This is a genomic window from uncultured Eudoraea sp. (assembly GCF_947490415.1).
Lineage (GTDB): Bacteria > Bacteroidota > Bacteroidia > Flavobacteriales > Flavobacteriaceae > Eudoraea.
Genome location: NZ_CANLGX010000002.1, coordinates 99,568 through 123,283, shown reverse-complemented (window position 1 = coordinate 123,283; position 23,716 = coordinate 99,568). Strand labels below are relative to the sequence as shown.

24 protein-coding genes are annotated in these 23,716 nt (G+C 38.5%); 6 read left to right on the top strand and 18 right to left on the bottom strand.

Translation table 11 applies throughout. The features are described from left to right. Positions 1-6 precede the first annotated feature (6 nt). From rpsC to rpsL, 11 genes are all read right to left on the bottom strand, one after another. Positions 7-723 carry a 30S ribosomal protein S3 gene (gene rpsC / locus Q0874_RS05430; protein ID WP_299160410.1) on the bottom strand — a complete coding sequence of 239 codons (717 nt, stop codon included), beginning with the start codon at positions 721-723 and terminating at the stop codon, positions 7-9. A 10-nt stretch (positions 724-733) separates the two neighbouring features. Beyond that, a complete protein-coding gene (gene rplV / locus Q0874_RS05425) occupies positions 734-1,141 on the bottom strand; it encodes a 50S ribosomal protein L22 (RefSeq protein WP_299160408.1) in 408 nt (135 codons plus the stop codon). Between the two features lie 7 nt (positions 1,142-1,148). Further along, positions 1,149-1,427, bottom strand: a complete 279-nt coding sequence (gene rpsS / locus Q0874_RS05420; protein ID WP_299160406.1) for a 30S ribosomal protein S19 — start codon at positions 1,425-1,427, stop codon at positions 1,149-1,151. Between the two features lie 13 nt (positions 1,428-1,440). After that, positions 1,441-2,265 carry a 50S ribosomal protein L2 gene (gene rplB / locus Q0874_RS05415; RefSeq protein WP_299160404.1) on the bottom strand — a complete coding sequence of 275 codons (825 nt, stop codon included), beginning with the start codon at positions 2,263-2,265 and terminating at the stop codon, positions 1,441-1,443. A 9-nt stretch (positions 2,266-2,274) separates the two neighbouring features. Continuing rightward, entirely contained in the window at positions 2,275-2,565 is a 291-nt protein-coding gene (rplW, locus tag Q0874_RS05410; RefSeq protein WP_019668206.1) for a 50S ribosomal protein L23, read from the bottom strand. 7 nt (positions 2,566-2,572) lie between these two features. Next, the gene (gene rplD / locus Q0874_RS05405) at positions 2,573-3,202 is read right to left on the bottom strand and encodes a 50S ribosomal protein L4 (protein WP_299160400.1); all 630 of its coding nucleotides are present in this window, start codon (positions 3,200-3,202) and stop codon (positions 2,573-2,575) included. Beyond that, entirely contained in the window at positions 3,202-3,819 is a 618-nt protein-coding gene (gene rplC, locus Q0874_RS05400; RefSeq protein WP_299160398.1) for a 50S ribosomal protein L3, read from the bottom strand. Before rplC ends, rplD begins: the two co-directional genes overlap by 1 nt. 158 nt (positions 3,820-3,977) lie before the next feature. Next, the gene (gene rpsJ / locus Q0874_RS05395) at positions 3,978-4,283 is read right to left on the bottom strand and encodes a 30S ribosomal protein S10 (protein ID WP_010181931.1); all 306 of its coding nucleotides are present in this window, start codon (positions 4,281-4,283) and stop codon (positions 3,978-3,980) included. An 11-nt stretch (positions 4,284-4,294) separates the two neighbouring features. Beyond that, positions 4,295-6,421: an elongation factor G gene (gene fusA, locus Q0874_RS05390; RefSeq protein WP_299160395.1), complete on the bottom strand. Its 2,127-nt coding sequence runs from the start codon at positions 6,419-6,421 to the stop codon at positions 4,295-4,297. A gap of 8 nt (positions 6,422-6,429) precedes the next feature. Beyond that, on the bottom strand, positions 6,430-6,906 hold the full coding sequence (rpsG, locus tag Q0874_RS05385) for a 30S ribosomal protein S7 (RefSeq protein ID WP_299160393.1): 477 nt from the start codon (positions 6,904-6,906) through the stop codon (positions 6,430-6,432). 22 nt (positions 6,907-6,928) lie between these two features. Continuing rightward, on the bottom strand, positions 6,929-7,303 hold the full coding sequence (rpsL, locus tag Q0874_RS05380) for a 30S ribosomal protein S12 (RefSeq protein ID WP_013305196.1): 375 nt from the start codon (positions 7,301-7,303) through the stop codon (positions 6,929-6,931). 437 nt (positions 7,304-7,740) lie between these two features. On the opposite strand from rpsL, the gene Q0874_RS05375 reads away from it, so the two are divergent. From Q0874_RS05375 to rlmB, 5 genes are all read left to right on the top strand, one after another. After that, on the top strand, positions 7,741-10,992 hold the full coding sequence (locus Q0874_RS05375; protein WP_299160390.1) for a SusC/RagA family TonB-linked outer membrane protein: 3,252 nt from the start codon (positions 7,741-7,743) through the stop codon (positions 10,990-10,992). Between the two features lie 10 nt (positions 10,993-11,002). Next, positions 11,003-12,730, top strand: coding sequence for a SusD/RagB family nutrient-binding outer membrane lipoprotein (locus tag Q0874_RS05370; RefSeq protein ID WP_299160388.1), 1,728 nt, complete (start codon positions 11,003-11,005; stop codon positions 12,728-12,730). Between the two features lie 24 nt (positions 12,731-12,754). After that, positions 12,755-13,558, top strand: a complete 804-nt coding sequence (locus Q0874_RS05365) for a hypothetical protein (protein WP_299160386.1) — start codon at positions 12,755-12,757, stop codon at positions 13,556-13,558. A gap of 166 nt (positions 13,559-13,724) precedes the next feature. After that, positions 13,725-15,062, top strand: coding sequence for an aryl-sulfate sulfotransferase (locus tag Q0874_RS05360; RefSeq protein WP_299160384.1), 1,338 nt, complete (start codon positions 13,725-13,727; stop codon positions 15,060-15,062). Between the two features lie 126 nt (positions 15,063-15,188). Then, positions 15,189-15,926, top strand: a complete 738-nt coding sequence (gene rlmB / locus Q0874_RS05355) for a 23S rRNA (guanosine(2251)-2'-O)-methyltransferase RlmB (RefSeq protein ID WP_299160382.1) — start codon at positions 15,189-15,191, stop codon at positions 15,924-15,926. 1 nt (position 15,927) lies between these two features. Here the strand turns inward: rlmB and Q0874_RS05350 are convergent, their stop codons facing one another. Continuing rightward, a complete protein-coding gene (locus Q0874_RS05350) occupies positions 15,928-16,674 on the bottom strand; it encodes a rhomboid family intramembrane serine protease (RefSeq protein WP_299160380.1) in 747 nt (248 codons plus the stop codon). Between the two features lie 152 nt (positions 16,675-16,826). Between Q0874_RS05350 and Q0874_RS05345 the strand changes: the two genes are divergently transcribed. Further along, positions 16,827-18,098 (top strand): replication-associated recombination protein A, encoded by a 1,272-nt coding sequence (locus Q0874_RS05345; protein ID WP_299160378.1) that lies wholly within the window; start codon positions 16,827-16,829, stop codon positions 18,096-18,098. Here Q0874_RS05345 and Q0874_RS05340 read toward each other — a convergent pair. The 6 genes from Q0874_RS05340 to radC all read right to left on the bottom strand — a co-directional run bounded on the left by Q0874_RS05340 (position 18,095) and on the right by radC (position 23,707). Next, positions 18,095-18,946 carry a hypothetical protein gene (locus Q0874_RS05340; protein ID WP_299160375.1) on the bottom strand — a complete coding sequence of 284 codons (852 nt, stop codon included), beginning with the start codon at positions 18,944-18,946 and terminating at the stop codon, positions 18,095-18,097. The genes Q0874_RS05345 and Q0874_RS05340 overlap by 4 nt on opposite strands. A gap of 12 nt (positions 18,947-18,958) precedes the next feature. Then, positions 18,959-20,395, bottom strand: a complete 1,437-nt coding sequence (locus tag Q0874_RS05335) for a DUF5723 family protein (RefSeq protein WP_299160371.1) — start codon at positions 20,393-20,395, stop codon at positions 18,959-18,961. Continuing rightward, entirely contained in the window at positions 20,392-20,940 is a 549-nt protein-coding gene (locus Q0874_RS05330; RefSeq protein WP_299160369.1) for a hypothetical protein, read from the bottom strand. Before Q0874_RS05330 ends, Q0874_RS05335 begins: the two co-directional genes overlap by 4 nt. A gap of 88 nt (positions 20,941-21,028) precedes the next feature. After that, the gene (locus Q0874_RS05325) at positions 21,029-21,718 is read right to left on the bottom strand and encodes a YjjG family noncanonical pyrimidine nucleotidase (RefSeq protein ID WP_299160367.1); all 690 of its coding nucleotides are present in this window, start codon (positions 21,716-21,718) and stop codon (positions 21,029-21,031) included. Beyond that, positions 21,711-23,006: a polysaccharide deacetylase family protein gene (locus Q0874_RS05320; RefSeq protein ID WP_299160365.1), complete on the bottom strand. Its 1,296-nt coding sequence runs from the start codon at positions 23,004-23,006 to the stop codon at positions 21,711-21,713. Before Q0874_RS05320 ends, Q0874_RS05325 begins: the two co-directional genes overlap by 8 nt. Positions 23,007-23,008: 2 nt before the next feature. Further along, on the bottom strand, positions 23,009-23,707 hold the full coding sequence (gene radC, locus Q0874_RS05315) for a DNA repair protein RadC (RefSeq protein WP_299160363.1): 699 nt from the start codon (positions 23,705-23,707) through the stop codon (positions 23,009-23,011). Positions 23,708-23,716: the final 9 nt, after the last annotated feature.

Below are 23,716 nucleotides of genomic sequence, written 5' to 3'. Positions count from 1 at the left end.
TAATTATTACTTTCTGCGACGTTGTTTTTTGCCTGCATCATGCTGCTTTCCTTTAGACTGTCCTTTTGACATCCCAATTAGCGGAGAAAGTTCTCTTTTTCCAAATACTTCGCCCTTCATGATCCAAACTTTAATACCCAATCTACCATAAGTTGTATGAGCCTCGTGAATTGCATAGTCTATATCGGCTCTAAATGTCGATAAAGGAATTCTACCATCTTTGTAAGATTCTGACCTTGCCATTTCCGCTCCATTCAACCTTCCGGCTATCTGAATTTTAATTCCTTCAGCATTCATTCTCATTGCCGCCGCAATTGCCATTTTAATAGCTCTCCTGTATGAAATTCTATTTTCGATCTGTCGCGCCACACTTGCCGCTACAAGATTTGCATCAACTTCAGGCCTCTTTATCTCGAAAATATTAATCTGTACTTCTTTATCTGTAATTTTTTTAAGCTCTTCTTTCAGTTTATCCACTTCCTGACCACCTTTCCCAATAATAATACCAGGTCTGGCTGTTGTAATGGTCACGGTTATAAGCTTTAAAGTTCTCTCAATTATTACCCTGGATACACTAGCCTTCACCAAACGTGCATGAACATACTTTCTTATCTTATCGTCTTCGGCTAGTTTATCGCCATAATCGTTTCCTCCATACCAGTTGGATTCCCAACCTCTTATTATTCCTAGGCGATTTCCGATTGGATTTGTTTTTTGTCCCATACTAAAAATTCTAGCTTTGTGTATTATTGTTAGATCCCAATACCAAGGTTACATGGTTGGAACGTTTTCTTATTCTATGAGCCCTGCCCTGAGGGGCCGGCCTTAATCTTTTTAACATACGTCCGCTGTCTACTGTTATTTCTTTAACAAATAACTCGACTTCTTCAATATTTACCTCTTCATTTTTTGCCTGCCAGTTAGCGATTGCTGAAAGCAATAACTTCTCTAACCTACGGGAGGCTTCTTTAGGACTGAATCTAAGAATAGCAAGTGCCTTTTCTACTTCTGCTCCACGTACCAAATCTGCAACTAATCGCATTTTTCTTGGTGAAGTAGGACAGTTATTTAATTTAGCAAATGCCATTTTTTGTTTTTCAGCCTTTAGTCTTTCGGCCATTTGTTTTTTTCGAACTCCCATAGCTTACTTACTTTTTACCTTTATTTTTTGCACCCGCATGACCTCGGAAAGATCTTGTTGGAGAAAATTCGCCTAATTTATGTCCCACCATATTTTCAGTTACATATACGGGAACAAATTGTCTTCCGTTGTGAACTGCAATGGTCTGACCTACGAAGTCAGGACTAATTGTCGATGCCCTGGACCAGGTTTTTATTACAGACTTCTTACCAGAATCTATATTCATCTGGACTTTTTTATCCAAACTGTGATGTATGTATGGTCCTTTTTTTAGTGAACGTGCCATTTCTTTCTACTTTTTATTTCTTTCTACGTTCTAATATATACCTATTTGTATCCTTGTTCTTGGATCTAGTCCTGAACCCTTTAGCAGGAATTCCGTTTTTAGATCTTGGATGTCCCCCGGAGGCTCTACCTTCACCACCACCCATTGGATGATCTACAGGGTTCATAGCAACCGGTCTTGTTCTTGGTCTCCTGCCCAGCCATCTGCTTCTTCCAGCTTTACCTGAAACAATCAACTGTTGGTCTGAATTTGAGACTGCCCCAATAGTACCTAAGCAATTTGCAAGTACTAATCTTGTTTCGCCAGATGGCAATTTTATAGTGGCATACTTTCCTTCTCTTGCCATTAATTGAGCAAAAGTTCCAGCACTTCTCGCCATTATCGCACCCTGACCAGGACGTAATTCAATACAAGAAATAATAGTTCCCAATGGAATTTTACTTAAGGGAAGAGCATTACCTATCTCTGGAGCTGCATTTTCTCCGGAGGAAATTTTCTGTCCTACCTGTAAACCGTTTTGGGCAATAATATATCTCTTATCACCATCTGCGTATTCCACTAAGGCAATAAAAGCGGTTCTATTTGGATCATACTGGATAGACTTTACTTCTGCAGCAACGTCCTGCTTATCCCGTTTGAAATCAATAATTCGATACCTTCTTTTATGCCCACCACCTCTATGGCGTATGGTCATTTTTCCTTGACTGTTTCTACCTCCAGACCTTTTTATCGGAGCAAGCAAGCTTTTCTCCGGCTTATCAGCAGTAATGGCGTCAAACCCGTTTACTACTTTAAAACGCTGTCCTGGAGTGATCGGTTTTAATTTTCTAACTGACATTTGGTGTCTTTATAGATTACTGTAAAAATCGATTACTTCTCCTTCTTCCACATCAACAATGGCTTTCTTAAATGCATTAGATTTCCCGTGCTGAACCCCGGTTTTTGTAAAACGGGTTTTGCGTGAAGGTCCATAATTCATTGTTCGAACTTTTTTCACTGAAACGCCATAAGCCGCTTCAACGGCATCTTTGATCTGTAGTTTATTGGCCTTAGGATTCACAACAAAACCATAGCGATTATACAACTCGCTATCCGCTGTCATTTTTTCCGTTATAATTGGCTTTATCAACACACTCATGTCTAACCTATTTATTTAAGTTCGCTTCAATTCCTTCTAAAGAACCTTCGAGAAGAACGATTTGATTTGCATTAAGAATTTTGTAAGTGCTTAATTCTGAATTAGTTACGACTTCATAACCTTTTAAATTACGCGACGACAAATATACATTATTATTTGAATCACCCAACACAAACAAAGACTTTTTGTTTTCTAATCCTAAGGATTTCAAAACCTGAATGAAATCTTTGGTCTTTGGAGAATCAAAATTGAAGTCTTCTACAACCATAATCGCCTCATCCTGACCCTTAAGACTTAAAGCAGATTTTCGCGCCAGCCTCTTAACATTCTTATTGAGTTTTTGACTATAATCTTTTGGTCTAGGCCCAAAAATCCTTCCACCACCACGAAATATCGGGGATTTAATACTTCCCGCCCGCGCGGTACCGGTTCCCTTTTGTTTCTTAATCTTTCTCGTACTTCCAACTATATCCGCTCTTTCTTTAGCGCTATGGGTACCTTGCCTTTGATGAGCCATGTACTGCTTAACATCCAAATAAATTGCATGTTTGTTGGGTTCTATTTTATAAACTGCGTCCGACAGGTCTACCTTTCGTCCAGTTTCTTTTCCTTTAACATCTAAAACTGCTACCTTCATTACTTCTCTATAGTTAAGTAAGCATTTTTATGACCGGGTACACAACCTTTTAAAACTAAAAGATTCTTTTCCGGAACAACTTTTAAAACTCTAAGGTTTTGAACGGTAACTTTACCACCGCCCATTCTTCCTGCCATTTTCATTCCCTTAAACACTCTTGCGGGATATGAAGCAGCACCAATTGAACCAGGAGCTCTCAGTCTGTTATGCTGACCGTGAGTTGCTTGTCCAACCCCTGCAAAACCGTGTCTCTTTACCACTCCTTGGAATCCTTTCCCTTTCGATGTGGCCGATACATCAACAAATTCGCCTTCAACAAATACATCGACACCAACGGTCTCACCTAATTTAAAATCTCCTTCAAAATCCCGGAATTCAACGACTTTCTTTTTGGTGGAAGAACCTGCTTTTTTAAAATGGCCCATTTCGGCCTTATTAGCACGCTTTTCTGCCTTGTCATCGAAACCAAGCTGAAGGGCATTGTACCCGTCTACCTCTTCGGTTCTGACTTGGGTAACTACGCAAGGTCCAGCCTCTATGACGGTGCAGGGAATATTTTTCCCGTTGTCGTCAAAAATGCTGGTCATGCCTACTTTTTTTCCTATTAACCCAGACATATTATTACTATTAATTATTAATTACTATTACACTATTTTTTTCTCCAAAAAAAACAGGATCAAAAACAATTCGATCCCGAATATATTTTTGTTGCCGTTTTTCCTTTGCGAAACGCTCCGGACATGTTAACCGTTTCAAACCGAAACGGAATGGTCTATCACACTTTTATCTCCACCTCAACACCACTTGGAAGCTCCAGCTTCATTAGTGCGTCAATTGTTTTCGATGAGGAACTATAAATATCCAGAAGTCTTTTATATGAACTTAACTGGAATTGCTCTCTAGATTTTTTGTTCACATGAGGTGAGCGCAAAACCGTAAATATCTTTTTATGTGTTGGTAAAGGAATTGGCCCTGTAACAACAGCACCAGTCGATTTTACCGTTTTCACAATCTTCTCGGCAGATTTGTCTACCAGATTATGATCGTACGATTTTAGTTTTATTCTAATTTTCTGACTCATAATACTAAAATTTAGGCGGTTACACCTGTTGCTGCTTTTATTACCTCTTCAGCCAAACCAGAAGGGGTTTCTGCATAATGTGAAAATTCCATGGTTGAAGTTGCCCTACCAGAAGACAGTGTCCTAAGCGCAGTTACATAACCAAACATCTCCGAAAGAGGTACCTCAGCCTTTATAACCTTAGCGCCTGCTCTATCGTCCATATTAGTAACATGCCCTCTCCTGCGATTAAGGTCTCCTACAATATCTCCCATATTCTCTTCGGGCGTAAGTGCCTCTAACTTCATTATGGGTTCCATAAGTACCGCTCTCGCAGCCTTGGCCGCTCCTTTATATCCAATTTTAGCAGCCAGTTCAAAAGATAGCGAATCAGAATCCACAGGGTGAAAAGAACCATCCTTAAGTGTAATTTTCATACTATCCATTTCAAATCCGGCTAAAGGACCATTCTTCATAGCCTCTTTAAATCCTTTTTCTATAGAAGGAATATATTCCTTGGGAATATTACCCCCTTTGATCACATTTACAAATTCCAATCCGGATTTTCCATCCTCCCTTGGTTCCATTGTAAATACGATATCTGCAAATTTACCGCGACCTCCTGTTTGCTTTTTATAGGTTTCCCTGTGATCAGCGCTTCGAGTAATCGCTTCTTTGTATTCAACCTGAGGTTTTCCCTGGTTGACATCAACTTTAAACTCCCTTCTTAATCGATCCACAATAATATCAAGATGTAGCTCGCCCATACCAGAAATAATGGTCTGGCCCGAAGCTTCATCCGTTTTTACGACAAAAGTCGGATCCTCTTCGGCCAATTTAGCCAATGACATTCCCAATCTGTCAACATCAGCTTTGGTCTTTGGTTCTACTGCAATCCCGATAACAGGATCAGGAAAATTCATGCTTTCCAGAATAATTGGATGTTTTTCATCAGAAAGCGTATCCCCTGTTTTAATATCTTTAAAACCAACAGCCGCACCAATATCACCAGCCGCTATAGAATCTACGGCATTCTGCTTATTGGAATGCATCTGATAAATCCTGGATATCCTTTCCTTATTCCCGGAACGATTGTTAAGCACGTACGATCCGGCATTTAATTTACCAGAGTATGCCCTGAAGAAAGCCAAACGTCCGACAAACGGATCCGTTGCAATTTTAAATGCCAAAGCTGCAAAGGGTTCATTGGTATCCGGTTTTCTCAAGACTTCTTTTCCGGTATCCGGATTTATCCCTATAATTCCTTCTTTATCCATTGGTGAAGGAAGGTAACGACATACTGCATCCAACAAAAACTGTACTCCTTTATTCTTAAAGGAAGAACCGCAGACCATTGGAATAATACTCATATCCATAACTGCTGCTCTCAAAGCCGCATGTACCTCATCTTCTGTAATAGAGTCTTCATCTTCAAAGAATTTCTCCATCAAACTTTCATCGTATTCCGCAACCGCTTCAATTAAGGCAGCGCGGTGTTCGTGAACTTCCTCCTTCATTTCTTCAGGAATATCAACGACATCAAAAGTAGCGCCAAAATCTTCATCATGCCAGATTACGGCACGGTTCTTAACCAGGTCAACTATACCTCTAAAATCTGCCTCATCACCTATTGGCAAAACAATAGGAACAGCATTGGATTTCAACATTTCCTTTACCTGATTGCAAACCATCATAAAGTTGGCTCCCTGTCTGTCCATTTTATTTACAAAGGCAATACGCGGCACTTTGTAATTGTCCGCTAATCTCCAGTTGGTTTCAGACTGAGGTTCAACTCCATCAACAGCGCTAAAAAGAAAAACCAGACCATCTAACACCCTCAGGGAACGATTCACTTCAACAGTAAAATCAACGTGTCCGGGGGTGTCAATAATATTAAAATGGTACGGTTTAGTTTCAGGAAGTATTTGTCCGTTCCTTAGTGGGAAATTCCATGTACATGTGGTAGCAGCAGATGTAATTGTGATTCCACGTTCCTGCTCCTGTGCCATCCAGTCCATAGTAGCAGCACCATCATGCACTTCACCTATTTTATGACTTACGCCTGTATAAAATAAAATACGTTCGGTAGTGGTGGTCTTACCTGCATCAATATGCGCTGCAATACCTATATTTCTTGTATATTTTAAATCTCTTGCCATTTTATCTATCAGAATCTAAAGTGGGAAAACGCCTTATTAGCTTCCGCCATTTTATGAGTATCTACTCTTCTTTTAACAGCAGCACCTTCTTCTTTGGCAGCTGCCAATACTTCTCCGGCCAATTTTTGAGCCATAGACTTTTCATTACGCTTTCGAGCGAAGCTTATAAGCCATTTCATAGAAGTTGAAATTTTTCTATCTGGTCTTATTTGCATAGGGATCTGAAATGTTGCACCACCTACTCTTCTACTCCTAACTTCTACGTGTGGCATTACATTGGAAAGAGCTTCTTTCCATAACTCCAGTGCAGATTTTTCTTCATCAGTTTTCTTTTCTTCTACGATATCCATCGCATCGTAGAAAACTTTAAAGGCAACTGATTTCTTTCCATCCCACATTAACATATTCACAAAACGTGTTACCAGTTGGTCATTAAACCTTGGATCCGGTAATAGTGGTCTTTTTTTCGCCTGTCTTTTTCTCATCTCTTCTTCTTACAAGTTTAGATTACTTTTTAGGGCGTTTTGCTCCGTATTTAGATCTTCTTTGGGTCCTTCCAGCAACTCCTGCTGTATCTAAAGCCCCTCGGACAATATGATATCTAACTCCTGGCAAATCTTTCACCCTTCCGCCTCTAACCAATACTATCGAGTGCTCCTGGAGATTGTGACCTTCGCCGGGAATGTAAGCGTTTACCTCCTTACCATTGGTTAACCTTACCCTTGCAACCTTACGCATTGCAGAATTTGGTTTCTTAGGTGTCGTGGTATAAACCCGCGTACAAACCCCTCTTCGCTGGGGACACGAATCCAAAGCAGCCGATTTACTCTTCTTGGTAATTGTGGCCCTTCCTTTTCGTACTAATTGTGAAATTGTTGGCATACTAATATATATGTATAAATACTACCCTCATTTAAGGGCTGGCAAATGTAGTAATTATTCATTATAATTCAAATGCTATCTCACAATTTTCTCTGAATTTTTTTTAGTTCCTTTTATTGGCGGGTTAAATTGATGAAAAGAAGCCTTTTTAGTATTTAATTTTACTACGCCCTATACCTTATTATATAAAGTATTAAATTTAATTTCAACACACCATATAATTGTCAAGTTGACAATACTTTTCTAAAGAATTCACTTGATTATTGTTTTATTAAGAGTTATAGGCTTTATTATTTATTTTTTTAACATATATTTTTAACAATAGGATGTTGAATTGTTTTTTTTCTGTCTCTCTTCTTAAAGTTTTATTAAAATAAGTTTGGTTTATTAACATGAAATTTGGATTTTCGTGGTTAGCTAATTCAAATAATTAAAAAATGAGAACAAATTTAAATGGAATCTTGACGCTGCTTTTGGCGTTTGTTGTGCATTTATCATTTGCGCAAGACAAGGCGATTTCAGGTACGGTTACTGACTTTGAAGGTTTACCGTTACCTGGTGTAAACATCCTTGTTGAAGGTACAACAACTGGTACCCAGACCGATTTCGATGGTAATTACGCAATCAGAGCCAGTGAAGGCCAGGCGTTACTCTTCTCCTACATTGGACAAAGAGATGTAAGAATTGTCGTTGGTGCAAGTAACAGTATTAATGTACAGATGGAAGAAGATGCCCAGGCTCTTGAAGAAGTTGTAGTAACTGCTCAAGGTATTGAAAGGGAAGAAAGGTCGTTGGGTTATTCTGTTTCAACCGTAAGTGAGGAACAAGTAGCAGCAAGACCCGAATCAGACTTAGGTAGGATTCTTCAAGGTAAAGTTGCGGGTGTTAATATTACTGCAAGTAATGGTCTTTCCGGTTCCGGTACTAACATCATTATTCGGGGATATTCTTCGGTAACACAGTCTAACCAGCCACTTTTTGTTGTTGACGGTGTGCCAATTGATTCAGGTACCAATAACCAGGGATCTATCCTGGATGGCAATACTGCCTCCAGTAGGTTTTTAGATATAGATCCAAACACTATTGAACAAGTGAGTGTTCTTAAAGGCCTAAGTGCTACAGTACTATATGGTAACAGAGGACGTAACGGGGTAATATTGATTACTACCAAAAGTTCTGCTCGGGGTGATGCACCAAGTAAAACAGAAGTTACGGTAAGTTCTTCAATGTTCTATTCGGAGGCCGTCCTTCCTAAATATCAGGATAATTACGGTGGTGGTTTCCATCAGGGATTCGGTTTCTTTTTTAGTAACTGGGGTCCAAGGTTCGATAGAACGGATGATGACGCTATCTCTCAAGCAGGTCAGTTTTTGGGAAATCCTTCTGGCGATGCTTTACTTAGACATCCTTTAAATTTCCTGGCTGATCCTACATTGGCAGCTGGTTATGAAGATCTTCTTGCCAGTGAATACCCTTATAAGCCATATAATGGTGTTCAGGATTTTTTCAGAACTGGTTTTGTAAGCTCTCTCTCGGTGAATCTTAGAGGTGGTAGTGAAAAAGTTAATTTTAATGCTAACTATGGAAGAACAGAAGATAAAGGGATTACACCCGGAAACGGCGTATTAAGAAATAACTTCAGCTTAGGTGGAAATGCCAAATTAAATAACAAATTCAGTGTCAACGGAGTATTTAACTTTGTGCGTACAGGTTATAGATCACCTCCGGTAGCACCAAGTACAGGTAGTGGCGCCGCCTTTAATGGTGGTTCCGTCTTCGGGGATATTTTATATACTCCTCGTAGTGTAGACCTTACCAACCTTCCTTATCAGGCAGCTGATGGCAGAAGTGTATACTACAGATCTGGAAATGATATCCAAAACCCTTATTGGACTGTTGATAATGTTAAAACCAGTCAGGACACAGACCGTTTTATAGGGAATGCAGGCATTGCATATGAAATTAACGATTGGATGAATCTTTCCTATAGATTGGGATTAGATACCTATACAGAATTGAATTCCTATGGCCAAAATAAAGGGGGTGTTGATGGTCAACCTTTAGGTTTGCTAAGGACCCGTACAATTAGGAATACGGTTTGGAACCATGATATTATCCTTTCTGCTGATAAAAACATTACTGATGACCTTAATCTTAAGGCAATCTTTGGTTTAAATGCCAGACGTGATGAATTTACATCAGATGGTATTGAAAGTACAGGACAGCTTGTTTTTGGTGTACTGGAGCATTTTAACTTTACCACTCCTTCATCGCAAAACTCATTTGTAAGGACCGGTAATCCAAGTTTAAGTCAAAGTGCTGAGGAAAATTTGGTTGGTGCATATCTGGATTTAACATTCGGGTATCAGGACTGGATGTATGTGAACCTCGTTGGAAGAAACGATTGGTCTTCTACCCTGGAATCGGGAAATAATTCCTTGTTCTATCCGGGAGCCAGTGTTTCTTTTATTCCAACATCCCTGTGGGATTCAATGCAAGGAAAAGCACTTTCTTATATGAAATTTCGATTTGGTTACGGTTCCTCAGCAGGATTCCCTACACCATATAATACAAGAAGTGTATTAGGACTCAATGCAAGAAACCTTGTAGACTTAAATGGAAATATTGTTTCTTCAAATACGGTAGACAATTCTTTGGGTAACGCTGCTCTAAAACCTGAACGTGTGTCGGAACTTGAAATAGGAATAGACACTCGCCTTTTTAACATCTGGAACTTAAATGTGAGTCTCTTCGACAAGAAGACCACAGATTTGATCACAAGTCGCCCACTAGATACTTCTACTGGTTTTACAGGTACCACAGTTAACATTGGTGAAATTCAATCTAAAGGTCTTGAAATAGACACGAACATTGATATTATTAAACCATTTGAACACGCAGTTGGATTTAATATAGCGGGTAACTTTTCTGCCATAGAAACCACGGTTACGAAATTGGCTGAAGGTACCGCCAATATTCTTCTAACCTCGGGCATTGCAGGAGAAGCATCTAACTACGCAGTAGAAGGAAGACCATTTGGTGTGTTTTTAGGAACGACAATTCTTCAAGATGCTGATGGAAACGATTTGGTTAATGATGCCGGTCGCTACCTTGTTGAAAATACTATTTCTGAAATAGGTGATCCTAACCCGGATTGGACAGCAGCATTAATACCTACCGTATCATTCAAAAATTTCACACTGTCTGCTAATTTACAATACAGACATGGTGGAGATATATATTCAGTAACCTCAGCAGCATTGATAGGCCGGGGAACTGTTGATGCTAACGATCCTATAGACAGAGAATCTCAGTATGTTTTACCTGCTGTCAGACAATCCGATGGCCAACCTAATCAAACGGCAATTAGCGCCACAGAATTAGGCTTCAATACTTATTTTGGAGGGGGTGCAAACAATTTATCTGTTTTTGACGGAACTACTATAAGACTACAGGAAGCTTCTTTAGCTTATAGTGTACCATCAGATTGGTTGAGAGATACATTTTTTGGAAGTTTATCTTTCTCACTTTCAGGCCAAAATTTATGGTTTAAAGCTGTAAATATGCCAAAAAATGTAAGATATGATACGAACTCCTCAAGTACAGGTGTAGGTAACGGACAAGGTATTGATTTCTTTACCGGTCCTTCTTCAAGACGATTGGGATTAACTGTAAGAGCTACTTTCTAATAGATAAGAAATGAAAAATATAAAGAATATTATGAGAAATAGGTATAAGTTTATTGGTTTGGCATTTGTTGCCACATCAATGTTACTAATAAATGGATGCGAAACCACTGATCTTAGCGTTCAACCGGATCCAAACTTTTTAAACCCAGCTCAGGCAGATGTTGACTTTTTCCTGAATGCTATTCAGATTAAAGTTGCAAACCTTCATTCTGGTACCGAAGGACGTGCCGAAAATGGTTTGGCACAGTTTGGGATGGAGCCGGTTCGTATTCAACACGGATTTGGGCCAACTTACCGGGAAAATTATGACCCGGGTGATTTTGATCAGATTTGGGATGATGCTTATTCCGGGGTTTTAATAGATATAAGAACCATGAATCCCGTAGCGGAAGAAGGCGGACGCTTTACACATATTGCAATAGGTCAGATCCTGGAAGCTTATGTGATTACCAACCTAGTTGATTTATTTGGAGACGTTCCTTATTCTGAAGCAGCGCGAGGTGAAGAAGGAATTTTCAATCCTATTGTAGATTCCGGAGCTTCTATTTATGAAGCTGCAGACCAACTTTTAGTGACTGCTATCGGCAATTTGCAGAAATCAGAAATAGCTTTGCCTACCAATGACTTGTTCTACGGTGGTGACGAAGAAAAATGGATAAAGGCAGCTAATACCATGAGGTTGAAACTGGCAGTACAAAGCAGACTTGTTAATACAGCAGAATCTGCTGCCACAATAAACAGCCTTGTAGGTGGAGGACAGTTAATATTGGATTTTGCTGACGACATGCAGTTTCAGTGGGGCACAAATAATGCAGCTCCAGATAGTAGACATCCTTATTTTGATGCCAATTACGATGGTGCAGGTCCTTCTTCCGATTTCTACACCTGTAACTATTTTATGGATTTAATGGCGAATCAATACAATAATGTAGATCCGCGAATCAGGTATTACTTTTACAGACAGCAAAGTGATTATTCCGGAGCCGATGTTATCACAAAGGAATGTGTTACTGATGTAAGTATACCATCCTGGTGGGCTGATTTTCCACAATACTGTTTAGTACCAGCTACTAATGGTTATAATGGCTTGTGGGGTAGAAATCACCTGGATGATGACGGAATTCCACCAGATGACGCTTTCCGTACACTCCATGGGGTATATCCTATTGGTGGTCCTTTTGATGATGATTCTTTTAGGCTCGTATCAGGTTCTGCAGCGGTAAGTGAGGGTCTGGCTGGCGCTGGAATTTCGCCTTTCCTCCTTGCTGCAAATACAAATTTAATGCTGGCCGAAGCTGCCTTGACTTTGTCAACAGCAGGTGACGCCAGGACCTATTTGGAAGCCGGTGTGAGACAGTCTATAGAAAAAGTAGCAGCCTTTGGCGCCTCTTTAGCGGTAGGTAGCGGATTTGAAGCTACTCCTGCCATAATAGATGCCCACATTGCAAATATCCTAAGTGCTTATGATACGGCTGATGCCACCGGAAAATTACGAATCATTGCAGAACAGGTGTTTATTGCTTCCTGGTGTAATGGTATGGAAGCCTACAATACATACAGAAGGACAGGACAACCAGATAACCTTACTCCTGCCTTTGTTGTAGAAAATCCAGGTCCATTTTTACGATCTATGTGGTATCCACAGGGTGCTTCTGATAATAATACCAACATTAAGCAGAAAGCCAATCCGGATACCCCTGTATTTTGGGATACTAATCCTCCAGGTTTTGTAAATTAATATATCTTTTAAAAAATGAAAAATATGAAAAATATAAATAAAATCATTTTAGGTTTACTTGCAGTTTCCCTTGCATTTATTTCCTGCGAGGATGAGGATAAAGACCCGCTTACCGTCCATATAGGGGATGCCAACAAAGCGGCCTATGTCAGAATTAATGGTTATCAGAGCATTGTTCCGGTTACTGATGTACCCGAAGCTGTTTTCAGCGCGACCGTCAATGATCGGCTCGGTAATGTAGCTTCCTGGGACCTTACGGTTCAGCTTGAACGCGGAGGAGATATTATAGCAGGTCCTGCAGATTTGGTTTCTTTAAGCAGTTTTCCGACTGATATATCCATTACCTATGATGAAATTGCCACAGCGTTAGGACTAACTACAGCAGATATTTCTGCCGGCGATTTCGTTCGATTTTTGGGTACTGCTACAGGAAAGGATGGCAAAGTTTGGACTTTTGAAAATTTTAGTGCCAGTATTACAGGGCAGCCCGAACAGCTACAGGCATTTAATTTTGTGGTTTTGATAAAGTGCGCCCCAATTACGGATGCCACTGTTGGCGGAACCTGGATAGCTAATTTACAGGATAGCTATGGAGACGGTTGGGATGGCGCTTTCCTTACTTTTGAAATTGATGGAAGTGGTACTGACTATACAGTTTCTGGAGGACAGGGTTTTGAAGCTATTTATGAAATTGATGTTCCGGATGGAGCAGAATTGATAATTTCATATACAAGTGGATCTTTCGAGGGAGAACATACCTTTGACCTTACATCCCCTGATGGACCTTATGGTAGTTACGGACCCGCTCCCGCGCCATGTGTTAACTAATTTAATTTTATAATCTGGAAGTATTTCGGTTATTCCGAAAATACTTCCAGATTTATGTTTTAAAAGCTATAGTAAATTATGCAAATAATTTACTATAGCTTTTTCTTTTGTTAATTAGGATCACATTTTCATTTATATGACTTAAATTAGAGCACATTTTATTTTTATGAAGCAACTTACATCACTTATATTGCTCATTTTTCTGACTTTAGGCGTCTTTTCTTGTAAAAATGATGACTCATTTAGTATTGAACCCGAAACTACGGAAGATCCGGATTCAACAGACGATTCAAATTCAGCAGAAGACGAGGATACCGCGACAGGTTTTGACGCTAGTACAGATTTTATAAATCCAGATCTTGTTTTTGATAGCTATATACTTGTTAATGACGCTAATAGTAACAGGGCATTCCTAATTGACAAAAATGCCAATTTATTGTTTGAGTGGCCATTGGGTAATAATATTGGGAATGATGTCTTCCTTTTGCCAGATAACAGATTACTTGCGATACTTGAGGCTGATACGCCTTTGATTACCTACGGAGGCAAAGGAGGAAAGATTCAGTTTATTAATAGAGATGGCTCAATAGACTGGAACTTCGAATATTCTACGGAAGACTACATTACCCACCATGATGTGGAATTACTGCCAAATGGCAATGTAATTGCCCTGGTCTGGGAACGAATGCCCGTTCAGGAAGCCATTGAAAATGGTTCGGTCCATAACCGCGACCTTTATACTGAGGCAATTATTGAAATAGATCCTAAGACAGATCAGATTGTATGGGAATGGCATTCATGGGACCATCTCGTTCAGGACTATGATGATACCAAGGAAAACTTTGGAATCATATCAGATAATCCTCAATTGATAAATTTTAATTATACCCAACAACAGGAAGACGGTGATATTATGCATTCTAACGGCATAGCCTATGATGAAGTTAATGATCTGATTTTTATGAGTGTCAACTTTTTTCATGAAGTTTGGGTCATAGATCATAGCACAAATACTTCTGAAGCCGCCTCTTCTGCAGGAGGGAATTATCAAAAAGGTGGCGATTTGGTCTACCGTTTTGGCAATCCTTTAGCTTACAATAATTCTATGGGTGATCGATTGTTCTTTAACAACCATTTTCCTAATTTAATAGATACTGAAGTTTCAGGAAAAAAGAATATGTTGATTTTTGTCAACAATATGAACAATACCGAACAATCTGTGGTTTATGAACTGCAATTTCCCAATACCTTTGAATTACTACCCAATATGAACAATGAACCCGAGATAGTCTGGAGTTTTACAGATCCCGAATTGTATTCGCCAAAAGTTTCCGGAGCAGTGACACTACCTAATGGGAATAGATTAATCACCGAAGGAGATTTTGGTTTTTGGGAAGTCACAGAAGATGGTGAAGTTGTTTGGAAACTACGCTCGGAGGGTTTTTTCTGGAGAGGCTATCATTACAATAAAGATGCCCCGGAAATTGAAGCGCTTGGGTTTTAATTACCAAAACTTCTAAATTATTACCACCGAGTTTTGAATCGATATCAGTAATATTATCAGGGAAATATCCTTTGAATAAGTCAAAACAGTCTATAAAAATGGATTGTATTCAGCTAACTTTAAGACATGCAAAAAACTTCTCGTATTTACGGCATAAGGGCCGTTATTGAAGCTATTAATTCTAAAAGCTCTATAGATAAAATATTTATTCAAAAAGGGCTTGGCGGTAGTCTTTATAAAGAATTAGAAGCCTTGATCCGGGAAAATGGAATTAGTTTTTCCTATGTCCCTATTGAAAAACTCAACAGACTTACCAGAAATAACCACCAGGGCGTTATTGCCAATATTTCGCCGATTGAATTTTACAACTTTGAAACTCTTGTTGAAGAGGTTGTGCAAAAGAAGGAAGCTCCTTTGTTTCTTCTTTTAGACCAACTTTCGGACGTCAGAAATTTTGGTGCTATTATACGAACTGCTGAATGTACCGGTGTAGATGGAATTGTCATTCAAAAAAAAGGAGCCGCACCTGTAACTGATGACACGATAAAAACCTCGGCAGGGGCTGCCTTTAAGGTTCCTATTGCCAAAATTGATCATCTGAAAGACGCAGTCTTTTATCTTCAAGCATCAGGAATTCAGGTAATTGCCGCTACTGAAAAAACGGAAAACAGTATTTACAACGTAAATTTTAAGGTTCCTTGTGCCATTATTATGGGCTCCGAGGATACTGGGATATCTCCTTCAATTCTTAAAACTGTGGATCAAAAAGCAAAGCTGCCTCTTATGGGTGAAATTGCCTCTCTAAATGTATCTGTGGCCTGTGGTGTTTTTTTGTATGAAGCAGTAAGACAAAGGACAATGTAAGTTAATTGGGCTTGTCTTTAGTTTTATTTTCTCTGAAATGGTACGTTATTTTAAAGGGTTTTTCCTCTGATTCTAAAACCTCATCTTTACTTTCAATAAAATTTCCATGTTCATCAAAGTGTCTTAAAAACTCATCCTCCTCTTCATTATAACTTTCCAATTCCCAGGCATACTTTTTGGTTGTGGGTATTTTAGCCTTCACAAAAAGAGCAAGGGCTAAACCTGTAATAAACCCGGACAAATGACCTTCCCAGGAAATATTATCCTTCAGTGGAAATATAAACCACAATAAACTTCCATAAATAAATACAACCATCAATGAAAGGGCCACAAGCCTGTAATGTTTGGTAAATATCCCTTTGAAAAAAATAAAACTAGCCAATACATATATTACGCCACTAGCGCCAATATGATAGGACGGTCTACCAATAATCCAGGTTAACAAACCGGAAAGTAGTACTCCCCACAACAGTACTTTAAAGGAGATACCTCTGTAAAAATAGACCAATGAAGCGGTTAGAATAGCAATAGGTATGGTATTATTGTAAAGATGTTCTATTGAACCGTGCAAAAAAGGACTAAAAAGCATTCCTCTTAATCCGATTAAAGTTCTTGGAAATATACCGTACTGATTTAAATTAATCTGAAATCGAATCTCCACCCAAAAAACGGTCCATATTAATAGTACCGCAATCATGGGTACAAGAAGTACTTTATTCGAAAATTTAAAATAGGTTTCCTCCGACATATGCTTAAATTACATTTTATTTCTTCAAATTATTGGCCACATATACAAAACATGATAAATTGTCAGGGCAATCTTTTTGTTTATAGAATAACCAACTTTATTATAAATTAAGTTATCGTACAAGGTAAAAACGTATTTATTACATTTATCATATGAACGAACCACTTGCAGAACGGGTACGCCCAAAAACTCTAGAGGATTATATTAGTCAGCGTCATTTAGTTGGTGCGGATGGTTCTTTGACCCTCCAAATAAAAAAAGGAAATATTCCCTCACTAATTCTTTGGGGACCGCCAGGAACCGGGAAAACCACTTTGGCGCATATAATTGCCAATGAAAGTGAAAGACCCTTTTATACATTGAGCGCCATAAACAGCGGTGTTAAGGATATCCGGGAAGTAATAGATAAAGCAAAGCAAAGTGGAGGCTTATTCACTTCTAAAAATCCAATTCTGTTTATTGATGAAATCCATCGTTTTAGTAAATCGCAGCAGGATTCTTTACTGGGTGCAGTAGAAAAAGGATGGATTACGCTTATTGGGGCAACTACAGAAAATCCAAGTTTTGAAGTAATTCCTGCTCTTTTGTCGCGTTGCCAGGTTTATATACTTAATTCTTTTGGGAAAGAAGACTTAGAAGCATTATTACAAAGAGCCATGGCTGAAGATATCATGCTAAAGTCAAAAAATATTAAGCTTGAAGAAACAGAAGCACTTTTGCGCCTTTCAGGTGGTGATGGCAGAAAACTGCTTAATATATTTGAATTGGTCGTCTCCTCTGAAGATAAAACAGATATTATTATCACAGATAAACTGGTGATGCAAAAGGTTCAGAAAAACACCGTATTATATGATAAAACAGGAGAACAACATTACGATATAGTTTCCGCTTTTATTAAATCTATCCGCGGTAGTGATCCGAATGGCACCGTCTATTGGCTTGCCAGAATGATTGAAGGTGGTGAAGATGTGAAGTTTATAGCGCGACGTTTATTAATATCGGCGTCTGAAGACATTGGTATGGCCAATCCTACCGCATTGGTTATCGCCAATTCAACTTTTCAGGCAGTTAACACTATAGGGTATCCTGAGGCCCGAATACTGCTAAGCCAATGTGCCATTTATCTGGCAACTTCTCCAAAAAGCAATACGAGTTATATGGCTATCAAAAAGGCACAGGAGTATGTTAAGGAAACCGGAGACCTTTCCGTTCCACTACCATTGAGGAATGCGCCTACCAAGTTAATGAAAGATTTGGGTTATGGTGAAAACTATAAATACGCTCATGACTTTGAGGATAATTTTACGGATCTTGAATTCTTACCTGAACAAATAAAAGGGACTTCCTTTTATATTCCCGGAAATAATAAAAGAGAGATAGCGCTCAAAGAATTTCTCGAAAAACGATGGGGAAAGAAGTACTAGAATTTGATGGCAAATTCTTCAACTTCTAATTTGTCGGAAACGTAGTATTCAAAATACCATTGGGATCCACGCTTATACACAATGCCATTTCCTTTATCATTTGCGCCAATATAGACCTCCGGCACGGAGGTACTGTATATTTTCAAACGAATTTTTGGAGTACTATCAACCAGTTGATAACCATTGGGAATTTGTTGCGCATACAATACTGGTGGCGCTGAAGTTTCGGTAAGAGTACTTAAGGTCGCTGCCGCGACCGCTGTATTTTCAACCGCCACAGTTTTTGGATTTGCGGCTATTTCAGATTGCTTTAAATTCTCCTTGACAGGGATAGGTGTCGGTTCCGCTGTAGTCACCGGCGGCGCACTTTTTTCCTCTGCCTTGGGTATTGTGGCATTGGCAGTGACACTTTTGTTCTGAACAGGGTTATAGGTGTAAGGAAGGGCACTGATTGATGCAAAAGCCAGCTCAATCGACTCTTTATAGCTCGATATGTAATCTTTTTCTTTACTCCTTCCTTCCAGGCTTGTATAGATTTCATTGGAATTACAATCCTCGAGCGTAATGGAAGCTTTAGTTAAGAACATACTGGTTTTATGATTCAATTGTACCAGGAGACCAAGACACCTGTTAGCATTAAGGTCTGATGGCAATTCATCTTCATAGTAGGCCTCAAATCCTTTTTTTGTGAAAAGATGTTTTAAAAGAGTACTTGTTTTGTATTGGTTTTCATCCTTAAAACCCTTAAATATTTTTGGTACAATTATATATTTATAGTCATTTAATTGCGCTTGCAGTCCATATGAAAATGTAAAAACTAAAAACAGGCAGGAAAAAATATTCTTCATTTAAATTATATATCAGTTTCTCTCCCAAGATATGATATTTAATCCTAATTGTAAAGAAGCGTAGTTGCTGTCAGCTATATTGCCGTAAGACAATAAATTATCACCCATAATATAGAGGTTCACAGGTCCGGCCTGGAGGCTCATGCCCAAACCTATATTGGAAGCGGTGAACTTATCAACCGTATACGTTGCTTTTAGCGCCAGGACTTTAGCAAATCTTCTCTGATAAAATGCCGTTACCGCAAACTGCGGTCCCCTTGGTCTGTTTATCACATACAATTGCCCTCCTAAACTATTGAGGTAATATAAAGATCTATCACCACTATCAGGCTGATTATCACAATCGCAAGCCGCAGTTGGCTCGCCTTGTTTCCCAAAATTATAACGTATGGATGAATAAAATTTTATCGGCCTTAAAGTTACATAGTTCTTACTGTTCTCTTCAAACGGTATTAATTCTTCAATTTCATTCACCAGATCTTCCCAAAAATCAGCATTGGGATCGCTAAGCGCTTCTGGCAAAATAATTTCTACCCCTTCAACTGAGGCAGCCCCTTCAAGCGTATAATTTGTTACGTCAGAGGTGTGATATAATAATCCGATATCCAAAATACTGCCGGTGATTACTGTTTGTTTATTAAGATTATAAGTGACTCCTAAATCAAAACCAAGTCCGGGATCACCGCCAAAAAATCCTCTTTTAGTTAGTAAACTTCCTATCCCCCCACCATTATCACTGGCATCTAAGAGCGCATCAAGGCCAGAACTTCTTAATCGCATATCTGAAACCAAAGTGTTCCTCAACAAATTATTCTCACCCACTATGGTCTCGAAATAACCGCTATTATTTGTGGAATTAAAATCCAAAATTCCTGAATACAATTTGATCCGGGCACCCAAAGTGAGATTATTTTTTATCTGTCTATTAATTCCGAAATGAAAGACATTTATAAATTGCCCACTGGCATTGAGATCATTTAGATCAAATCTTTGTCCCAATCTGTCGGCATTACCTTCGTAAGCTAAAATTGCGAGATCTTTTGGCCAATAATTAAGGGCGTAGCCTTCAACATACATTCCAAATGAGTAGAAATTAGCCGGGTCTTTTTGTCCACGGAATCCACCGTTTAATATATCCACCTGAAAGATTCCATTTACTTCATCGCGTTTACTTAATGCATTTACTGCACGATCCCTTACTTTCTGATTAATATCCAGCCCATCAGCAGCAAAAATATCATTTACCGTAAGCCCGCTGGTGGCTCCCGCCGCATAAATACCCGATATAAAAGGGACCCCGGCATACCAATTATAAAATGTATTCATCCCCGGATTAACCATCAAAGCCTGTGGAATCTCCTGAAAATCATACAATACCGCTTTATTTTGTGCATAGGAGGAGATATACCCCGTAAAAAGGATAATTAAGGGAAATAGACTACTTTTCATTTTAGTCCAATCCTGAATTTAGCGCTTGATCTTAAGAAAACGGTTGGGTTAGGCAAAGCAGAAACACTGGTGTTATCACCTAAATTTATGGCACTAACTCTAATTGCAGAGGTATTTCTAATAATATCGAGGCTTCTGCCTGCGGGTCCATAAGCAATTTCACGTCGTAATATTGCAGTTGGAGCGGCATTAACACTAAAATTTTCAGAATCCAAAGAATTCCCTGCATCATCCAAAAATTCAAAAGTGATATCCAGAGGTTTACTTGTTGTATTTTCCACTTCATACGTTACAACACCATCTAAGACATTATCAGCGAAAAACTGTTCGTTAAATGCGTCGAAATTAAATATTTGGGAGAAAATATTTATTCCGTTCACCTCATTAATAATGCTCTCAGGAGTTTCTACATAAAGAATACTAGCTTCTGCGGTTGGGGTGATATCGAGATTATCAACTTGATCAAAATCCTGTTTCTCCGCACAGGAACTTAATATTCCAGCACAAAAAAGAATGGGAAGTAGATATTTTGGGATATATTTCATTGCTATATACCAGTTTTATAATGGTTAATTATTTATTGAAACCACCTAAATAGGTATTGCCTCCTATATTATTCTCCCTTATATAACTCTATAAATAGTTTTTTATTTCACGCAAACTATGGATCATAACGCAATGTTCATGTTTCAGATCATTATGAGCGTTAAAATGTAAGGCATGGAATCCTACAGCTTTCGCCCCAAGTATGTCTGCCTCTATATTATCGCCAACCATTAGGGACTTATCAGGTGCAGTATTAGCCTTTTTTAATGCGAGTTCAAAAATTTCGGGATTCGGTTTTTTTACTCCTGCCATTTCAGAATTAATAACCTGGTCAAAATATCCGAAAATATTTGAGTTTACCAATTTTCTGGTCTGTACTTCTTCAAATCCATTGGTAATAATGTGTAGCTTGTATTTGGGTTTCAGATAATTTAGTATTTCAACTGTATATGGCAACAGGTTATTGTATGTGGCCAGGTTCGTGATATATTCCGTCGATAATATATCTATAACTTCATCTTCAATGTCGTAGCCTATGGCATCAAAAGTTGTTTTTAGCCTTTGAAAACGCAATTCCGGTTTCTTAATTTTATCATCGCGATATAATTTCCAGAATGCGAGATTCACAGGTATGTAAACTTCTAAGAATTCAGAGAGATTGACATCTATTTCTACTTCAGTAAAGATTTTTTGGAATGTCAATGCCGAATTCTTTTCAAAATCCCAAAGTGTATGGTCTAAATCAAAAAATATATCCGAAATACTTTGGCTATACATGATACTTCTGTATTACTTTATTGTATAAATCTAACCAGTTAATCGCCTGGTCTCCACCCAATAATTCGTTAGAAAAAATAGTTATAAAGTGTCCATTAACCTTTTTTACCTGATCATAATACATACGGATCTTCTCTAGTGCTTCTTCTTCAGAATTGGAATTACGTAAAGCATAGTCATGAACAGCGAATGGGTGAATTTTAATGGGTTGCTTTTCTTCAATGGCAATATCATAGAAGTAAAAAGGCGTACATGTACCTGCTTTAAAGCCCATTTCATGAGTATATCCCATGGTGTAATCATCTGTAAATTCTGCTTCTACAAGGTTTCTGTAGGTATGAGGAACATCTACCCTGTTATATCTCATCCTTGAATAATTTATTGGCCTGTTTACAACGTTAGATAACCTCTTTTTTTCTTCCTTTAATAATTTAACATCCCTAAAAGAACTATAAGAAGCTGCCAAAGCTACTACACTATAGTCTGCCACAGATTTGATTAGGTATTTAAAATTGTTGTTTTCGGGGGAAACATTTTTATCATAGGTTGAATAATTTGCGAACTGAAAAAAGAAGATACTTTTTATTTGATATTTTTTCTGAATTTCTATTAAGTCTTCGTAATTATTATAAGGATCTTTTATGATCTTTAGCCATACAGATGTGCGCTGTACTACACGTTTCCATTTTAAAGTTCCCAGGTCATACAACAAGCCCGCTATGCTTCTGACGGGGCCTCTGTGCGCAAAACAGTGTGACGAAGTAACATCAATTATTGAAGTATGTTGAAACTTTCGTTTTTTACTAACTATAGCAGGAAAACGTTCTTTAAGCTTATCAAGAAATCTGTATGCCCAAATATCTACAACCGGCAATTGTAAAAAATTATTAGTAGAAGCTATACTTTCTAATGGCGGAAACCTGCCATGTGTATCTTTTAAGTATGGTAAATATTCTTCATATCTCGCTAAAAGATAAAAGCTTGCCGAAAAAATATCATAAGGAATAACACTAGGCTCTTTTGTCCTGAAAAAACATGGGGTACCCTCCCAGTCTTCAACCGTTATTTGCAAATCATTTATCCCATGTACAAATAGCAATTCATTACTTCTGACAAAAAACTCATTCTGTAATGGCTGTTTGCTATAAGTGATCTTAGGGCCAGTATGTTTAATAAAATCCTCAACCTTTGTAGTGAAAATGATATCTATCCCAAGTATCCTGGTGAAAACCTGCTTCATAGTATAACTGAAACGCGGAGTAATTTTATGGGTATATATCAAAAGCATAATTATATCAAATTATTGTCAGCAAAGCTATAGTATTTGTTTTGGGTAATAATTACATGATCCAGTACCCTGATATCCATGGCTTCAGAAGCTTTCTGTAGTTTATTAGTAATTTTTTTGTCGGCCTCACTCGCTTTAAGCGTCCCTGAAGGATGATTATGGGCTAATATTAAGGACACTGCCCCGATTTCCAGTGCTTGTTTCATTACCAAACGAACGTCCACCAAGGTACCGGTTATACCTCCCTTACTCAATTGAGCCGTATGAATAACCTTATTTGAGTTATTTAAATAAACAATCCAGAACTCTTCATGAGGAAGGTCGGCAACCAAAGGTTGCAGAAGTTCAAAAACTGCCTTACTACTGGAGATCTGCGCCTTCTCTTTTACCTTCTCATTTTGCCTCCTTCTACCTATCTCCAATGCCGCTGCAATAGATACCGCCTTGGCCTCGCCAATGCCTTTAAACTTCATTAATTGCTTTATGGATACCGTACCTAATTCGTTTAGGCTATTATTTGTTGAGGCCAAAATTCTTTTGGAAAGAGCGACGGCAGTTTCATTTTTGGTCCCCGAACCAATTAAAATGGCAATAAGCTCGGCATTAGAAAGAACTGAACGCCCCTTATGCACTAATTTCTCCCTTGGTTTGTCATCGTCAGACCAATTCTTAATGGAAAAAGAAGAAGATTTTTGTTGCATGCCCTAAAG

What these genes read in the sequence shown, in the direction of transcription:
- Q0874_RS05320 (WP_299160365.1), bottom strand. Translation starts at nt 23,006, where the DNA reads ATGCTTTTGATATATACCCATAAAATTACTCCGCGTTTCAGTTATACT.
- Q0874_RS05365 (WP_299160386.1), top strand. Translation starts at nt 12,755, where the DNA reads ATGAAAAATATAAATAAAATCATTTTAGGTTTACTTGCAGTTTCCCTT.
- Q0874_RS05360 (WP_299160384.1), top strand. Translation starts at nt 13,725, where the DNA reads ATGAAGCAACTTACATCACTTATATTGCTCATTTTTCTGACTTTAGGC.
- Q0874_RS05330 (WP_299160369.1), bottom strand. Translation starts at nt 20,940, where the DNA reads ATGAAATATATCCCAAAATATCTACTTCCCATTCTTTTTTGTGCTGGA.
- rplW (WP_019668206.1), bottom strand. Translation starts at nt 2,565, where the DNA reads ATGAGTGTGTTGATAAAGCCAATTATAACGGAAAAAATGACAGCGGAT.
- radC (WP_299160363.1), bottom strand. Translation starts at nt 23,707, where the DNA reads ATGCAACAAAAATCTTCTTCTTTTTCCATTAAGAATTGGTCTGACGAT.
- rpsC (WP_299160410.1), bottom strand. Translation starts at nt 723, where the DNA reads ATGGGACAAAAAACAAATCCAATCGGAAATCGCCTAGGAATAATAAGA.
- Q0874_RS05325 (WP_299160367.1), bottom strand. Translation starts at nt 21,718, where the DNA reads ATGTATAGCCAAAGTATTTCGGATATATTTTTTGATTTAGACCATACA.
- rplV (WP_299160408.1), bottom strand. Translation starts at nt 1,141, where the DNA reads ATGGGAGTTCGAAAAAAACAAATGGCCGAAAGACTAAAGGCTGAAAAA.
- rplD (WP_299160400.1), bottom strand. Translation starts at nt 3,202, where the DNA reads ATGAAGGTAGCAGTTTTAGATGTTAAAGGAAAAGAAACTGGACGAAAG.
- rplC (WP_299160398.1), bottom strand. Translation starts at nt 3,819, where the DNA reads ATGTCTGGGTTAATAGGAAAAAAAGTAGGCATGACCAGCATTTTTGAC.
- Q0874_RS05350 (WP_299160380.1), bottom strand. Translation starts at nt 16,674, where the DNA reads ATGTCGGAGGAAACCTATTTTAAATTTTCGAATAAAGTACTTCTTGTA.
- rpsJ (WP_010181931.1), bottom strand. Translation starts at nt 4,283, where the DNA reads ATGAGTCAGAAAATTAGAATAAAACTAAAATCGTACGATCATAATCTG.
- Q0874_RS05375 (WP_299160390.1), top strand. Translation starts at nt 7,741, where the DNA reads ATGAGAACAAATTTAAATGGAATCTTGACGCTGCTTTTGGCGTTTGTT.
- Q0874_RS05340 (WP_299160375.1), bottom strand. Translation starts at nt 18,946, where the DNA reads ATGAAGAATATTTTTTCCTGCCTGTTTTTAGTTTTTACATTTTCATAT.
- Q0874_RS05345 (WP_299160378.1), top strand. Translation starts at nt 16,827, where the DNA reads ATGAACGAACCACTTGCAGAACGGGTACGCCCAAAAACTCTAGAGGAT.
- rpsS (WP_299160406.1), bottom strand. Translation starts at nt 1,427, where the DNA reads ATGGCACGTTCACTAAAAAAAGGACCATACATACATCACAGTTTGGAT.
- rlmB (WP_299160382.1), top strand. Translation starts at nt 15,189, where the DNA reads ATGCAAAAAACTTCTCGTATTTACGGCATAAGGGCCGTTATTGAAGCT.
- rpsL (WP_013305196.1), bottom strand. Translation starts at nt 7,303, where the DNA reads ATGCCAACAATTTCACAATTAGTACGAAAAGGAAGGGCCACAATTACC.
- rplB (WP_299160404.1), bottom strand. Translation starts at nt 2,265, where the DNA reads ATGTCAGTTAGAAAATTAAAACCGATCACTCCAGGACAGCGTTTTAAA.
- Q0874_RS05335 (WP_299160371.1), bottom strand. Translation starts at nt 20,395, where the DNA reads ATGAAAAGTAGTCTATTTCCCTTAATTATCCTTTTTACGGGGTATATC.
- Q0874_RS05370 (WP_299160388.1), top strand. Translation starts at nt 11,003, where the DNA reads ATGAAAAATATAAAGAATATTATGAGAAATAGGTATAAGTTTATTGGT.
- fusA (WP_299160395.1), bottom strand. Translation starts at nt 6,421, where the DNA reads ATGGCAAGAGATTTAAAATATACAAGAAATATAGGTATTGCAGCGCAT.
- rpsG (WP_299160393.1), bottom strand. Translation starts at nt 6,906, where the DNA reads ATGAGAAAAAGACAGGCGAAAAAAAGACCACTATTACCGGATCCAAGG.